Source organism: Streptomyces coacervatus (assembly GCF_029223485.1).
Taxonomy (GTDB): Bacteria; Actinomycetota; Actinomycetes; order Streptomycetales; family Streptomycetaceae; genus Streptomyces; species Streptomyces coacervatus.
In genome coordinates, this window is record NZ_JARHTP010000002.1 from 724667 (window position 1) to 738939 (window position 14273).

At 71.1% G+C, this 14273-nt stretch carries 10 protein-coding genes; 2 read left to right on the top strand and 8 right to left on the bottom strand.

What is annotated here, in order from left to right:
* Window positions 1–24 precede the first annotated feature (24 nt).
* The 7 genes from asnB to P2Q00_RS06930 all read right to left on the bottom strand — a co-directional run bounded on the left by asnB (window position 25) and on the right by P2Q00_RS06930 (window position 11547).
* Window positions 25–1959, bottom strand: a complete 1935-nt coding sequence (asnB, locus tag P2Q00_RS06900; protein WP_275770531.1) for an asparagine synthase (glutamine-hydrolyzing) — start codon at window positions 1957–1959, stop codon at window positions 25–27.
* A gap of 3 nt (window positions 1960–1962) precedes the next feature.
* Window positions 1963–3483 carry a Wzz/FepE/Etk N-terminal domain-containing protein gene (locus P2Q00_RS06905; RefSeq protein WP_275770533.1) on the bottom strand — a complete coding sequence of 507 codons (1521 nt, stop codon included), beginning with the start codon at window positions 3481–3483 and terminating at the stop codon, window positions 1963–1965.
* Window positions 3480–4877, bottom strand: coding sequence for a Wzz/FepE/Etk N-terminal domain-containing protein (locus tag P2Q00_RS06910; RefSeq protein WP_275770535.1), 1398 nt, complete (start codon window positions 4875–4877; stop codon window positions 3480–3482). Before P2Q00_RS06910 ends, P2Q00_RS06905 begins: the two co-directional genes overlap by 4 nt.
* Window positions 4874–6139 carry a glycosyltransferase family 4 protein gene (locus P2Q00_RS06915; protein WP_275770538.1) on the bottom strand — a complete coding sequence of 422 codons (1266 nt, stop codon included), beginning with the start codon at window positions 6137–6139 and terminating at the stop codon, window positions 4874–4876. The genes P2Q00_RS06910 and P2Q00_RS06915 overlap by 4 nt, the downstream gene beginning before the upstream one ends.
* Window positions 6129–7454 carry a nucleotide sugar dehydrogenase gene (locus tag P2Q00_RS06920; RefSeq protein WP_275770541.1) on the bottom strand — a complete coding sequence of 442 codons (1326 nt, stop codon included), beginning with the start codon at window positions 7452–7454 and terminating at the stop codon, window positions 6129–6131. The genes P2Q00_RS06915 and P2Q00_RS06920 overlap by 11 nt, the downstream gene beginning before the upstream one ends.
* Window positions 7455–7524: 70 nt before the next feature.
* Window positions 7525–9003 carry a sugar transferase gene (locus P2Q00_RS06925; protein ID WP_275770544.1) on the bottom strand — a complete coding sequence of 493 codons (1479 nt, stop codon included), beginning with the start codon at window positions 9001–9003 and terminating at the stop codon, window positions 7525–7527.
* A gap of 1023 nt (window positions 9004–10026) precedes the next feature.
* Window positions 10027–11547 (bottom strand): carboxylesterase/lipase family protein, encoded by a 1521-nt coding sequence (locus P2Q00_RS06930; RefSeq protein ID WP_275770546.1) that lies wholly within the window; start codon window positions 11545–11547, stop codon window positions 10027–10029.
* Between the two features lie 135 nt (window positions 11548–11682).
* Here P2Q00_RS06930 and P2Q00_RS06935 point away from each other — a divergent pair, with 135 nt between their 5' ends.
* Window positions 11683–12213: a PadR family transcriptional regulator gene (locus tag P2Q00_RS06935; RefSeq protein WP_275770548.1), complete on the top strand. Its 531-nt coding sequence runs from the start codon at window positions 11683–11685 to the stop codon at window positions 12211–12213.
* A gap of 20 nt (window positions 12214–12233) precedes the next feature.
* Window positions 12234–13214, top strand: coding sequence for an NADPH:quinone reductase (locus tag P2Q00_RS06940; protein ID WP_275770550.1), 981 nt, complete (start codon window positions 12234–12236; stop codon window positions 13212–13214).
* Between the two features lie 198 nt (window positions 13215–13412).
* Here the strand turns inward: P2Q00_RS06940 and P2Q00_RS50725 are convergent, their stop codons facing one another.
* Window positions 13413–14270, bottom strand: a complete 858-nt coding sequence (locus tag P2Q00_RS50725; RefSeq protein WP_338059301.1) for a WD40 repeat domain-containing protein — start codon at window positions 14268–14270, stop codon at window positions 13413–13415.
* Window positions 14271–14273: the final 3 nt, after the last annotated feature.

The following is a 14273-nucleotide window of genomic DNA, read 5'->3' on the forward strand; positions in this document are numbered from 1 at the left end:
GTCCCCTTGTTTCTACGCCGTCTTCTACGCCGCCGAGCGAGTGCCCTGGCCGGACCCGGAGGTCGCGTCGCGGTACCAGTACTCGAGGGTCAGCACATGCCAGAGATGCTTGGAGAAGTCCTGCTGCCCGGCGGCGTCCTCGGCGACCATCCGCGCCAGCGCGTCGCGGCGCAGGAACCCGGAGCGCACCAGCTCGCCGTCGTTGACCACCTCGCGCACCAGCGGTGCCAGGTCCCGGCTCATCCAGGCCCGCAGCGGGGCGCTGAACAGGCCCTTGGGCCGGTACACGATCTCCCGGGGCAGGACCGAGGTGGCCGCCTCCTTGAGGACGGCCTTGCCCTGCCGTCCGGCGATCTTGCGATTGCCGGGCACGGCGAACGCCGCCTTGACCACCTCGACGTCCACATAGGGCACCCGTACCTCGGTCGACGCAGCCATGCTGGAGCGGTCCGTGTAGGTGAGGTTCAGGCCCGGCAGGAACATCCGGGCGTCGGTCAGGCACATGCGGTTGACGAAGTCGTCGAGGTCGTTGTCCTGGTAGACGTCCGCATGTTCGGTCAGCACGTCCTCGACCGTCCCGGCCAGGTCCGGATCGAGCAGGGCGAGCAGCTCGTCCTGGTCGTACATGGTGTAGCTGCGCCGGAACGCGGTCTCCTCCGGCAGATCGGCGAAGGAGAGGAACCGCTTGGCGAAGCGCACCGACCGGTACCCCCGGCGGGACGTGGCGACCGGCAGCCGGTCCACCACCCCGGACACCCCGCGGCGCAGTGGCCGCGGGACGCGCTGGTAGCGCAGCGCGAGCAGGTTGGCCAAGTGCTTGCGGTAGCCGGCGAACAGCTCGTCGGCGCCCATCCCCGAGAGCATCACCTTGACCCCGGCCTCCCGGGCGGCCGAGCAGATCAGGAAGGTGTTGATCGCGGCGGGGTCGCCGATCGGCTCGTCCAGGCTGTACGTCATCTGCGGCAACAGGTCGAGCACGTTCGGGGCGATCTCGATCTCGTGCAGGTCGACGCCGAATTGCTCGGCCACCTGCCGGGCATAGCGCAGGTCGTCCGGCATCGCTTCGAACTTGGCGTCCTCGGCGCGGAATCCGATCGTGTAGGCGGAGATCCCGGGTTGGTGGCGGGCCGCGAGCGCGGTCAGATAGCTGGAGTCGAGGCCGCCGGAGAGGAAGGTGGCCACGGGCACGTCGGAGAGCAGGTGGCGCCGGGTCGACTCCTCGACAATGGCGGCCAGGTCCGGCTGCTCGCCACTGCGGGCCCGCTCCCGGCCCTCGGCGGCGACGTCCTTCAGGTTCCAGTACTGGCCGCGCTCCACCCGGCCGTCGGGCCGGATCCTCAGCCAGCTCCCCGGCGGCAGCTTCTCCGCCTCGCGGAACGCGCAACGCGAGTCCGGCACCCAGTAATAGAGGAGGGAAGCCACCAGCGCCGCCTGGTCCACCTCCAGCGACCCGCCGGTGGCGGCGGCGAGCGCCTTGAGCTCGGAGGCGAACACCAGGCCCTCGCCGCGCCGGAGCAGGAACAGCGGCTTGATGCCCAACTGGTCGCGGGCGAGCACCAGTTCACCGGTTCGCTCGTCGAAGATGCCGAACGCGAACATGCCGCGCAGCCGGGGCAGGCAGTCCGTGCCCCAGCGCCGCCAGGCCTCGAGGAGCACCTCGGTGTCGGAGGTGCCGCGGAAGCGCACCCCGGCGGCTGCCAGCTCGGCCCGTAGCTCGGGCGCGTTGTACAGCTCGCCGTTGTACGTCAGGGCGAGGCCGTCCGAGACCATCGGCTGGGCGCCGGTCTCGGACAGGTCGATGATGGCCAGCCGGCGGTGCCCGAGCTGGACTTCGCCGTCACCGACTGGGTGGCCGTAGCGCCCCGCGCCGTCCGGGCCGCGGTGGGCGAGGGTGTCGGTGAGCCGGTCGGTCACGACCTTTCCGTCGGGCCATCGGTAAGTGCCTGCGATGCCACACATGTCCTACCGCGCTTCCTGGTCGTTGTCCGGACCCTGTGCGGCCCACACCGGCAGCCGTTCCATCCGCCGCCCGCTCGTCCCGTTGTGCCGGGCCGGTGTCTCGCTGCGGCCGCGCAGCGCGGTGTGCAGCCCGTCCCACAGCGTGCCGTCGGTCCGGTCCCGCGGATCGGGGTCGATCAGCACCACACCGATCACCGGAATGCGCTGGTCCGCGAGCTGCCGCGCCACGGTGTGCAGCCATGCGGCGTTGCCGTGCCCGGCGCGCACGACGAGCACGGTCTGGGTGCCGAGGTACTGGAGGTCGGTCCACGCCGTGCCGGGCGCCACCGAGCCGACGCCGATCCGGCGCTCCTCGGGCGACAGGGTCGCGGCACGCTCGCCGCTGACCACGGTGGGGTCTCCCGGCTTCGGGCGGTGCTTGGCCAGCTGCGGGCCGGGCAGACCGTCGATGACGGCCACTGGCCCATCCGCCGCCACTGCCCGGGCAAGGCTCAGGGCGATCACGCTCGTGCTGCGTGCACAGCCCAGTTCCAGCAGCGACAGCGGTTCCGCGGAGCCGCGCACGGTGCGGGCGAGGCTCGTGGTGAGCCGTTCGCGTGCCACCCGGATCCGTCGGCGCTGCCACGGCCTGCCCGACCGGCGGGGCAGCTCCGCGATGACCGAGGCGCCGAGGTTCTCCGCGATGTCCCGGCGCAGCACGGGGCGGTCAGCCACCACCACGCCGACCGCGGCCAGCGCGAGCCCGAGGAAGAGCCCGAGGACGCATCCGATCACGGCGTTGGTGACCGCGGCCTTGGGCAGGGACTGCCGCACCGCACGAGGGCCGTCCACGATCTGCGTGCCGGCGATGAGCTGGGGCGTGCCGATGCGCGCCTCCTCGGAGCGCTGACTGAAATCGGCGATCCGCGAGGTGAGTTCGGCCCGGCGGGCGAAGAGCGACTCGGTGCTCGCCGACGCTTTCGGGTCGCTGTCCGGCGATCGGCCGCCGATCTGCTTGTTGACGTCGGCGAGCTCGGCCTGCATGCGGTCGCGCTGGGCGATCAGGCCCTTGGCCTCGGCGTCCGCGATGTCCCGTACCCGCTTCGCATGGTCCGCGACGAACGCCTCGGCCAGCGCCTTGGCCCGGGCGACCGCCTCTGCCTCGGTGGCACCGGTCACATCGATCTGGAGCACGTTGTTGGACAGTCCGGTGCCCCGGTAGTCCTTCATGAAGTCCTCCGGTTTTTCCGGGGACTTGAGGGACCGCAGGGCCTGGTCGGCGATCCGCGTGGTCCCCAGCAGCTGGACGTCGGTGCGGATCAGCGTTCCGGTGTCGTTCGGCTGGTCCTCCTGATGCGCGACCAGCACCTTGGTCACCGCGGCCGGCGCGGGTGGCAGCAGGACCGCCACCGCCCCGCCGATCAGCAGTCCGAGCAGCGCCATGGCGGTCCAGAGACGGCGGCGCCTGCGGACCGCGACCACCAGCGCCTGCAGGTCGATGAGCGGAGTGGCGGCCGACGACTCCGAAGTCGTGCTTGTCGTCACGCTGAACCTCCCGTCGCATGGCCCGGAATCGCAAACGTCAAAGTGGCCTCGTCCGAAGGAAGGTCGGGAGTCCGCCCGCCCGAGGGAAGGTCGGCGGTCCGCGTCGGAGCGCCGTGGACCGCGGCGGCGACGACGATGCCGACGACCTCATGCCTGCCGTCCGCACACGCCTCGGCGATGCCGACAAGCTCCTCCGCGGTCCAGCTGCCCGCGCTGAGGACGACCAGGACACCGGATTCCGTGCCGCGGTCCGGCACGATCGGCCGGTCCACCGAGACCTCCACCACCCGCAGCAGCAGATCGTTCTTGGCCTCGGCCACGAGCTGCCCGGCGGCCCGGCGGGCGACCTCGTCGCCTTCCGGTACGACGACCAGCAGCCGCCGGGGGGCCGGCAGTTGCTCCCGGAGGCGAGCACACACCCGCCGGTAGCGGATCCGCCGGTCGGCCTCGTCGCCGGATCTCTGCGGGGTCGGTAGGTCCCACCGGGTGTCGACGCCGAGAAGTCGGCGGATCCTGGCCCGGCTGCCACCGTTCTCCGGCCGGTCCGCGCCCCGTTCACCGGGCACGTCGACGGTGCCGAGCAGCGCCGAGCCCAGCGCCGCGGCGATCTCCGGTTCGGTGCGCAGCCGGCGGCTCACCCGTGCGGCGGCGAGATGGCCGATGACCGCGAACAGGAAGAACAGCAGCGCCCCGCCGACGATGAGCTGCATCCTCGTCGGCGCTGCCGCGCCGGTCGGCCGGGGCGCCGGCCCCATGACGACCATGCTGGCCTTGTTGGTGGCCGGGTCGGCCTGCTCCAGCTGCTTCATGGCGTCCTGCAGCGAGGTGCGCAGCTTCTCCAGCTCGGTGCGGGCCTGCACGCTCTCCACGGTCTGCCCGGGGTTGGCCGCATTGGCCAGGTCGGTGATGCGGCGGTTGGTCTCCGCCACCTTCTTCCGCAGCGCCTCGGTCCCCGTGGCCACTGCGGGGTCGGCACTGCCGCCCGCGATCCGCGCGGCGAAGGTGACGAACTGCTGGGCCACCTGGTCGGAGAGGTGCTGCGCGCGCTCCGGGGTGTCGGCCGTGCCCGAGATCTTGATGATGTTCCCGTCGGCGGCCTTGGCGGTCACCTGATCCTGCAGTTCGGTGCCGCTGACGCCCTTCCACCCGAGGGCGTCGGCCGCACGGTCGACCACCGCCGAACTGGTGGCGATGTCCACCTGGGTCAGTAGTTCGCGCTCCTCCCACAGCCCCGGCAGCAGTACGGATGCCGACGCCGTGTATCGCGGCGGAAACACCAGCACCGAGCTGCCGTAGCCGAAGAGCGCACCCACCACGGCGAGTACGGCGAGAAGCCGCCACCGCCGACGGAGTATCCGTCCGATCATGGCCAGACGGATCGTGTCATCACTCAATGGAGCAGCCTCTTCCCCGTACGGACCGGCCCACCCGCCGACACCGGAGCATGGTCCCGGCAGGCAGCGGCGTAGGCGGCGAGCAGCGACGCTTGCGAGTTCTGCCAGGAAAGCGGGCCGCTGATCCGCTCCTGGCCGATCTTGCCCATCCGGGCCCGCTTCTCCGGATCGTCGAGGAGCAGCGCGATCAGCTTGGCGAATTCGGCCTCGTCGTTGGCGGGCGCGTAGACGGCGGCGTCACCGGCGGAGACGCGCGCCTCCCGGAGGTCGAACGAGACCATCGGCCGGCCCATCGCCATGTATTCCAGGACCTTGTTCATGGTCGACACGTCGTTGAGCGGATTGCGCGGGTCGGGGGAAAGGCATACGTCCGCGGTGGACAGGTAGCGCACCAGGTCGGCGTCCGGAATGCGCCCGGTGAACTGCACGTGGTCGGCGAGACCGAGCCGCCCGGACAGCTCAACCATCGCGTCGAAGGCGTCGCCGGAGCCGACGAACACCGCATGCCAGTCGGTCCGCCCGAACTCGTCGCGCAGCTTCGCAAGGGCCCGCAAGGCATAGTCGACGCCGTCCTGAGGGCCCATGACGCCGAGGTAGCACAGCAGATGAGGCTTGCCGCGCTTCAACTCCGGCTCGGGCGGCACCGGTTGGAACCGTTCGATCGCGGGAGCGCTGCGCACCACGAACACGTCCTCCGGCCGCTTGCCGCCACGGAGCAGCGCGACGTCCCGGTAGCTCTCGTTCGTGGCGAGCACGATGTCCGCGGCCCGGTAGGTCCGCCGTTCCAGCGCGCACACGGCGCGGTAGAGCATGTCCTTGCCGCGGTCGAACCGGGAGAGGTACAGCTCGGGTACCAGGTCGTGCTGGTCGAAGACGAACCTCGCGCCGCGCCGCTTCAGCCACAGTGCGGGCAGGAACAGCAGGTCGGGCGGGTTGCAGGCGTGGACCACGTCGACCGGGCCGACCTTGCGGGCCAGCCTGAGGGTGTGCCACAAGGCCGATCCGTACTCCCGCAGATAGCCGGCCGGCCCTCCGGTGGCCGCGCGCAACGGGTAGCGGTGAATCCGCACCCCGTCGATGACCGCCTCCGCCTCCGTGTCCCGCTTCTCCCCGCGGGGGCAGATGACGTGGACCTCCCAGCCCGCGTCGCGCAGCGTCGTGCACTCCTGCCACACCCGCCGGTCGAAGGGCACCGACAGGTTCTCCACCAGAATCAGCGCGCGACGGGCCGGCCCGTCGCCTCTCGTTGCGTTACCAGGCAAGGCCCATGTACCCCGGTTCGGCCCGACGCGCCTCGGCGTCGGGAAGGCGGATGAGGTCGACGATCACCGGGCCGTCCGCATGGGGCAGCGACGACACCACGGCCGGGTCCTTGGTCCCGACCAGGCACACCTCGGCGTGCTCGAGCACCTCGTCGACGGAGTCCGCGAGCAGCTGCGCGAGATGCGGCAGCCGGCTCTCGATGTACTCGCGGTTCGCGCCGAGCAGCCGGGAGAGGCTCACATTGGCGTCGTAGATCTTGATGTCGTAGCCCTTGCCGAAAAGCCTCTCCGCCAGCTCTACGAGCGGGCTCTCGCGGAGGTCGTCGGTGCCGGGTTTGAAGGACAGCCCGAACATTCCCACCCGGCGCTTGCCGGTGCGCTCGACCAGGTCCACCGCGCGCTGCAGATGGTCGGAGTTGGAGGGCAGCACGTGAGAGAGGATGGGCACCGAGACGTCGGCCCGCTGCGCCGCGTGGACCAGGCTGCGCAGGTCCTTGGGCAGGCAGGAGCCGCCGAAGGCGAAGCCGGGCCGCAGATAGGCGGGGCTGATGTTCAGCTTGCGGTCGGCCAGGAACACGTCCATCACCTGGTGCGAGTCCACCCCGAGCGCCTGGCACACCGCGCCCAGCTCGTTCGCGAAGCCGATCTTGAGGCCGTGGAACGCGTTGTCCGCGTACTTGATCGCCTCGGCGGTCGGGACCGGCACCCGGAACACCTCGCCGGGCAGGCCGTCGTACAGCGCCAACACCGCGTCGCCGCTTGCCGGGTCGAGCTCGCCGATGACGGTCTTGGGCGGGTCGAAGAAGTCCCGCACGCTTGTGCCCTCGCGCAGGAACTCCGGGTTGACCGCGACCCCGATGTCGACCCCGGCCGTGCCGCCGACGTACTTCTCCAGGATCGGCACCAACAGGTTCAGGCAGGTGCCCGGGAGCATGGTGCTGCGGAACACGACGGTGTGCCGGCCCCCCTGCTTGGCCCCCTCGGCCAGCACGGCGCCGATCTCCTCGGTGACCCGCTCCAAGTACGTCGTGCACAGACTGCCGTTGGGCTCCGACGGCGTGCCCACGCAGACCAGCGATATCTCGCTGTCCATGATCGCCTCGCGGACGTCGCCGGTGGCGCGCAACGCCCCGGTCCGCACGACGTCGGCGATGAGCTCGCCGATCCGCTCCTCGACCACCGGGGCCTTGCCGTCGTTGACCAGGTCGACCTTCACCTGGTTGACGTCCACCCCGATGACCTCGTGTCCCATGCTGGCCAGGCACGCGGCCGATACGCAGCCCACGTAGCCGAGCCCGAAAACGCTGACTCTCATGCCCCGTCTCTCCCCCCAGGCAGGCCCCTGCGGCCTGCGATCCACGCGCCGGTCGGACGACCCCCGCGCATCAATACGCCCCCTGCCCGTGGAGCACTGCACGCAGCGTCTTCCACAAGATCACTGTGTCCAGGGCGAGCGACCAGTCCTCCACGTACCGCAGGTCGAGGCGGACCGCCTCCTCCCACGGAAGGTCGCTGCGTCCGCTTATCTGCCACAGGCCGGTGAGCCCGGGCTTGACCAGCAGCCGCCGCCGGATGTCCGGGCCGTACGCGGCGGACTCCTCCGGCAGCGGAGGCCGTGGTCCGACGAGCGACATCGATCCGGAGAGCACGTTGAAGAGCTGCGGGAGTTCGTCGAGCGAGTACCGGCGCAGCACTGTTCCCACGCGGGTCACCCGCGGATCCCGGCGGACCTTGAACAGCAGGCCTGCGCCCTCGTTGCGGTCGGCCAGCTGGGCACGTGCCCCGTGAGCCCCGGTGACCATGGTGCGGAACTTGAGAATGGTGAACTCTCGGCCGTCCTTGCCGACCCTGCGCTGGCGGTAGAACGCCCCGCCCCGGCTGTCCACCAGCACGAGCAGCGCGACGAACACCATCAGCGGCGCGAACACCACCAGCAGGACCGCTGCGCCCACCCGGTCGACGACCTCTTTGATCGCCCGGCGGCCCCCGGTGAAGGTCGGCATGCTGACCCGCAGCAGCGGTATCCCGAGCACCGCGTCGACGTGCAGCCGCGGGCCGGCCACCTCCATCAGCACGGGGGCCACGACCATCTCGGCATCGCTGCCTTCGAGGTTCCAGGCCAGCCGCTGCAGTCGGTCCGGTGACCAGTGCGGGTCCGGTGTGACCGCGACGACACGGTAGCCGTCGTGGCGGACGTGCTTGGCGACGTCCGACAGCTGGCCGACGACCGGCACTCCGTCCAGTTCGTCACCGTCGAGCCCGCGACCGTCCGTCGTGCACACCGCCTCCACCCGCCAGCCGATGTGCGGGAACTTACGGGTCCGGGTGATCAGGTCGCTCACGGTGTCCAGGCTCCCGGCAGCAAGCACCGGTCTAAGACACCGCCCTTCCTTGCGCTGCTTGTGCAGCCACAGGCGGAGCAGATACCGCGCGGTCATGGTGACGAGTGCGATCGCGGGGACCGCGACGAATATCCAGAGCTTGATGTTGCGCGAGGTCAGGGCGATCCCGCCGAGCGCCAGGACGACGGTCGCCGTGAACAGGGAGCGGCCGAGCCGGCGGAATTCCTCGGCGCCCTGGCCGAGCACGGCCGGAGACCACGACCGGCTCACCGCGAGCGCTCCCAGCACCAGCAGGTGGGTGCCGAAGGCGAGTATTCCCCACTTCTCGTGCCAGTTGGCCGCGTCCCGGGCCCCGAAGAAGTCGCCGATCGCCGCCACCACGAAGGCGGTGGCCACGGTGTCACTGATGATCACGGTACGGCGGTACCGCTGCTCCCACTCGATCGCGGGCTGGCTGATTGCCCCGTTCGCCAGACGCCCGCGCGCCGACGGAAAAGGGCCGACTATTCCCCCCTGCCGCACAAGAACCCCCCAAGGTCCCCAGTGGTTCGACGTGTTCGCCCAACACTGATTCGCCCCCTGCGGAAGGCCCCCGCCTCCCGCACTTCCTCCCCTCGGGAGGCCCCCGCCTCCCGCCCCGCTGTTCCCCCCTCGGGAGGCCCCCGCCTCCCGTGCATGCGGCTCTTTCAGAGCTGTGTGAGCACCTCACCCGGCAGCAGCAGATTCGCATGTCCTGTCCGGCTCTTGAGGTGCGCGGAAACCCGTCGAAACCTCGGATGCTCAACGCACCCTCAGCCCCTCACAGGCACCAAGAATTGATCACCCCCACGTCTGTCCCCGAAGACGCAAGTACTGGCTGTCCGCAGCAGCGGACCCATAGAACACCATTTGTCGGCTCGTGTCCCACCATGTGAAGCACGGTCAATCTAGACCATCGCGGCCCGTCTGGAGAGAGGGATGTGTGGAATTTGTGCCTACGTTTTGAAGATGTGGCCACGGATCGCCGACCGCCTGCCGGTGCCGTGGCGACGGAGGCGCGCCCTGTGACCTGTGATGACGGGAGTTCTCCGGGCTGCCGGACCGACAATCCGGAGGCGTCCCGGCGCCGCCAACTGGGCCGCACTCAGGGCTATTTCGGCGGATTTTCATCGGTGAGCACGGGGCGGCGGTTGCGGGGGCGGGCGGTCGACGGCACGTAGGAACGGATCTTCACGACTCTGCTCGCGCGGGCAGACACCAAGGGCGACCTCGACCGGGTCGCCACCGTCGACTCCACAATCGCGCGCGCTCACCAGCACGCCACCGGGGCCCGCCCGACGGCCCCCGGCCGGCGAGCCGCACGACCACACCCTCGGAAGCTCCCACGTCGGACCGACCACGAAGATCCACCTGCCGGCCGACGGCCGTTGCCGCCCGCTCGCCCGCCAGACAGGCCGGAGATGCCCGCGGCGTTGAGGAAGCCGTACAGCTCCGGTCCGTGGCTTGCACGGCCTTTCCGAGCCCGGGCCGCCCGCGCAGTTCACGCAGGCGGCCCGGGCCGTGTGCTCACGGGGTCGCCAGGGCCAGCGGAGCGAACGTGTGCCGTTCCCAGATTCGGCGGGAGGCTTCTTCGGGATAGGCGGCCACCGTGGGTTCGGCAGCGAGGAGTTGGACGAGGCGCTGTCCGGTGTCGTGGGCGGGCCACCCCGGGTCGCCGGTCCGGGCGAAGGAGGTCCAGGCCGAACGGAAGCGGGCGGAGAGCGCCTCGGTCTCCGGTGAGGGCGTCGGTCCGATCAGCATGGCGCCCAGGCCGCCGTACACGCCGAAGGTCAGGGGCACGTCCAGGCCGTGGCAGGCACCCAGGGCGCCACCGTTCGCCGGCGCGGACCAGGTGAGTTCGTACAGGTGCGCCCGGCCGCCGCCCGCCGCGTGTGCCTGAGCGAGGTGCAGCGAGGGCATGCGAAACAGCCAGTCGGACTGGACGAGTTCGAACAGGTACTCCGCGGAGGCCTCCGGGAACGCGGCCCGGTAGGCCTGCCCGGCGTCCGGTGCAGGACCGAACAGCCCCAGCGCCATCGACGCGAGGCTGTCGTCCACTTGGCCGAGCAGCCCGCCGAGCAGGAGGAACAGCCGGTACTCGTCCCGGTTGTGTCCGGCGATCAGCTCGATGTCCCGTGCGGCGCCACTCGCCAGCGCCTCCCACGGCGTGGCGGGCAGGATCTCGCCGTCGACGACGGGCGAGTACGGGGTCGGGGTGAGCGCGACCGGGCCCCATCGGGGCACGTACTCGCGCATCCGGGCGCTCAACGCGGCCCCAGCCGCGGTCAGTTTGCGCGGGTCCACACCGGACAGGTCGGCCACCGTCGGACGCAGGCCCAGCTCCCCCGCGATGGCGTGTGCGATGTCCGCGGCCAGCGCGTCGGAGAAGAACGTGCCCGGCACGCTCTGCGCGATGGCCCGCCGGAACAGGCCCCGGGCCCGCTCCATGGCCATCAGCGCGGCAATGGATCCGGCACCGGCCGACTCACCGAAGACGGTGACCTGGTCGGGGTCGCCGCCGAAGGCGGTGATGTTCTCCCGCACCCACTCCAGGGCGGCGACCTGGTCGAGCAGTCCCCGGTTCGCCGGGGCGCCCTCGATCCGCGCGAACCCCTCGATGCCTACACGGTAGTTGAGGGTCACCACGACCAGCTCGCCGTCACGGGAGAGACGGCTGCCGTCGTAGGCCGGGTCGTCGGCGGAGCCGAACTTGTAGGCGCCGCCGTAGATCCACACCATCACCGGTCGTCGCGCCGCCGGATCCGCGTCCGGCGTCCAGACGTTGACCGTCAGCCAGTCGTCACCGGCCGGTGCGCCGCCGACCGGCTCGGCGGCGGGCCCGAGCGGCTCCTGCGGGGGCGGCGGACCGAACGTCATCGCCTCTCGTACGCCATCCCAGCGCCGCACCGGTCGTGGCGCCGCGAAGCGCGCCTCGCCGACGGGCGGCTGCCCATACGGGATACCGCGGAAGACCGCCAGGCCCTCCTCACGGCGGCCGCGCACCGCGCCCGCCACCGTCGTGACCTCAGGAAACTCGTCACTGCTCATGATGACTCCTCAGGCGGCCACCGCTCGGCGACCTCCGGTCCGCACAAATGGAAATAGTGAAGCCAATTTCACTATACGAACGAAGGTCGATTCGATGCACACATCGAATCGATGCAAGTGTGTGACGATGGAGGCATGCTGGAGCTGGCGATCCTCGGGTTCCTCGCCGAAGGCCCCCTGGCGGGCCATGACCTGCGCCGCCGTGTCTCCCGCCTGACCGGCTACATCCGACCGGTCAGCGACGGCAGCCTCTACCCCGCCATCAACCGCCTCTCCAAGGCGGGCCTCCTGCAACGACAGGCCGATCCGAGCGCAGGCGCCGCCCGCTACATCCTCAGCCTCACCGAGGCCGGACGCACCGAACTGCTGAAACGCCTGCGCGCGCCCGCCGACCACGAGATCACCGACCAGACGCGGTTCGCCACGATCCTGTCGTTCCTCTCCCTTCTCCCCCACGTCGCCGAACAGCACGCGGTGCTGCGCCGGCGCCTCACGTTCCTGGAGACACCGGCCAGCTTCTTCTACGACGGTGACCGGCCCCTGCGCGCCGAGGAGGTCGCCGACCCCTACCGGCGCGGCCTGCTCCTGACCGCCCGCGCCACCAGCGGAGCCGAACGCGCCTGGCTCCACGAGATCCTGGACCAGCAAACACCCGAAAACCCCTGACAGACCGCGGAGGTACGTCCATGCTCGCGTCCTGGTACGACCAACAGGGCCCGGCCGCCGACGTGTTGCACGTCGGTGAACTGCCCGACCCCCGGCCCGGCCCCGGCGAGGTCCGCGTCCGCGTGACCGTTTCCGGCGTCAACCCCGGCGACACCAAGAAGCGGCGCGGCTGGCTCGGCTCGTCGATGCCCTACCCCCGCGTGATCCCGCACAGTGACGCCGCCGGGGTCGTCGACGCCGTCGGGGACGGGGTCGACACCCACCGGATCGGGCAGCGGGTGTGGGTGTACGGCGCGCAGTCCTACCGGGCCTTCGGCACCGCCGCCCAGTACACCGTCGTACCCGACCACCAGGCCGTTCCGCTGCCCGACCACCTCAGCGACGAACTGGGCGCGAGTCTGGGCATCCCCGGCATCACCGCGCACCGGGCCGTGTTCGCCGACGGGCCGGTCGACGGAAGGCTCGTGCTGGTGCACGGAGTGCTCGGCGGCGTCGGCTCACTGGCCGCGCAGCTCGCGTGCTGGGGCGGCGCCACCGTCCTCGGCACCGTGCGCCACAGCCGCGATCTGGACCGCGTCGACCCGGCCGTCGTCTCCCACGCCGTCGCCCTGGACGCCGACGACCCGGCGGCCGCGATCCGCGCGTACGCGCCCGACGGTGTGCACCGCATCGTCGAGGTGTCCCTGTCGGCCAACGCCGACCTCGACAACGCCGTCGCCGCCCTCGACGCCGTCATCGCCGCCTACGGCACCCATGCCGACCGCACCGAACTCCCCTTCTGGCCGCTGCTGTTCAACAACGTCACCCTGCGCCTGCTCGGCAGCGACGACTTCCCCGCCGAGGCCAAACGACAAGCCGCGCGGGACCTCACAGCGGCGGCCGCCGTCGGTGCTCTGACCGTCGACATCGGCGACCGCTTCCCGCTCGACGACATCGCCAAGGCCCACGAGCGGGTCGATACGGGCGGGCGCGGCCGCGTCCTGGTGACCGTCCCGCGCTGATGGCCCGTCTCCGTCAGGCCGTCGGGTCTCCCATGGTGGAGCACAGCTCGTAGATGAGAAACGATTCGAACAGGATGGTGTGCCGGACCGCGAGGCGGGCGCGGAACCCGGCCTGTCGTACGAGATCACACACGCGTGCAGCGGTTCCGCTGGGCGAAATGACTCCTCGCTGACTGGCGTGCGGCGAGGGGGGCCTCCTCAGTCGTGACACGGCGAGGCGTACGCGAGTTCCGGTATGTCGTCCGACCACTGCGCCGGGGTGAGCAGACCGGCGGTGCTGGTGCAGATCCGCCGGATCGCCTGGTCGAGTCCGAGGGGCGTGAGCCGGATCGAGCCGTCGGTTCCCGCCGTGGCCAGGAGGCGGCCGTCCGGGCGGTACGCGGCTGTCTCGATCGCCGCGGTGTGTCCTGCCGTCAGCCCCTTGCCCCACGAGGCCGGCCGGGCCGGATCGGTCATGTCCCACAGCAGGACGGTCCGGTCGTCGCCGGCGGCGGCCAGCGTGCGGCCGTCGGGGCTGAACCCCGCCCAGGTCACCACACCCGTGTGACCGGTCAGCGATCTTCCGAGGGCTGAGGCGTGCGCGGGGGCGGAGACGTTCCACACGCGCACGTCGTGGCCGGCACCGGCGGTGGCGAGCAGCCTGCCGTCGGGGCTGAACGCGCCCCAGTAGGTGCCACCGGTGTCGCCCGTGCGGATGTCCGGCAGGGCCCGGGGCCGTACCGGATCGCGAATGTCCCACAGCCGGACCTTGTCGTCCTCGCTGGTGCTGGCCAGCGTACGGCCATCGGGGCTGACGCCCGCCCAGTGGACGAAGCTGATGTGGCCGGTCAGCAGGCTGCCGAGGCGGGCGGGGTGTGCGGGGTCGGTGACGTTCCACAGCCGCAGGCCGTGCCGGGGGCCGCCGGTGACCAGAATGTGCCCGTCGGGCGTGAAGGCCAGCGCATCGCCTTGACCGGTGCCGCCGGTACGGGCCGTGCCGACCGGCCGGGGACGGCGGGGGTCGGAGACGTCCCACAGCCGTACGGTGGCGCCGTCACCGCCGAGGCTCGCCAGCAGTCG

Excerpts from the sequence above, each read along its gene's own strand:
- asnB (WP_275770531.1), bottom strand. The coding sequence starts at position 1,959 with ATGTGTGGCATCGCAGGCACTTACCGATGGCCCGACGGAAAGGTCGTG.
- P2Q00_RS06920 (WP_275770541.1), bottom strand. The coding sequence starts at position 7,454 with ATGAGAGTCAGCGTTTTCGGGCTCGGCTACGTGGGCTGCGTATCGGCC.
- P2Q00_RS06930 (WP_275770546.1), bottom strand. The coding sequence starts at position 11,547 with ATGAGCAGTGACGAGTTTCCTGAGGTCACGACGGTGGCGGGCGCGGTG.
- P2Q00_RS06935 (WP_275770548.1), top strand. The coding sequence starts at position 11,683 with ATGCTGGAGCTGGCGATCCTCGGGTTCCTCGCCGAAGGCCCCCTGGCG.
- P2Q00_RS06940 (WP_275770550.1), top strand. The coding sequence starts at position 12,234 with ATGCTCGCGTCCTGGTACGACCAACAGGGCCCGGCCGCCGACGTGTTG.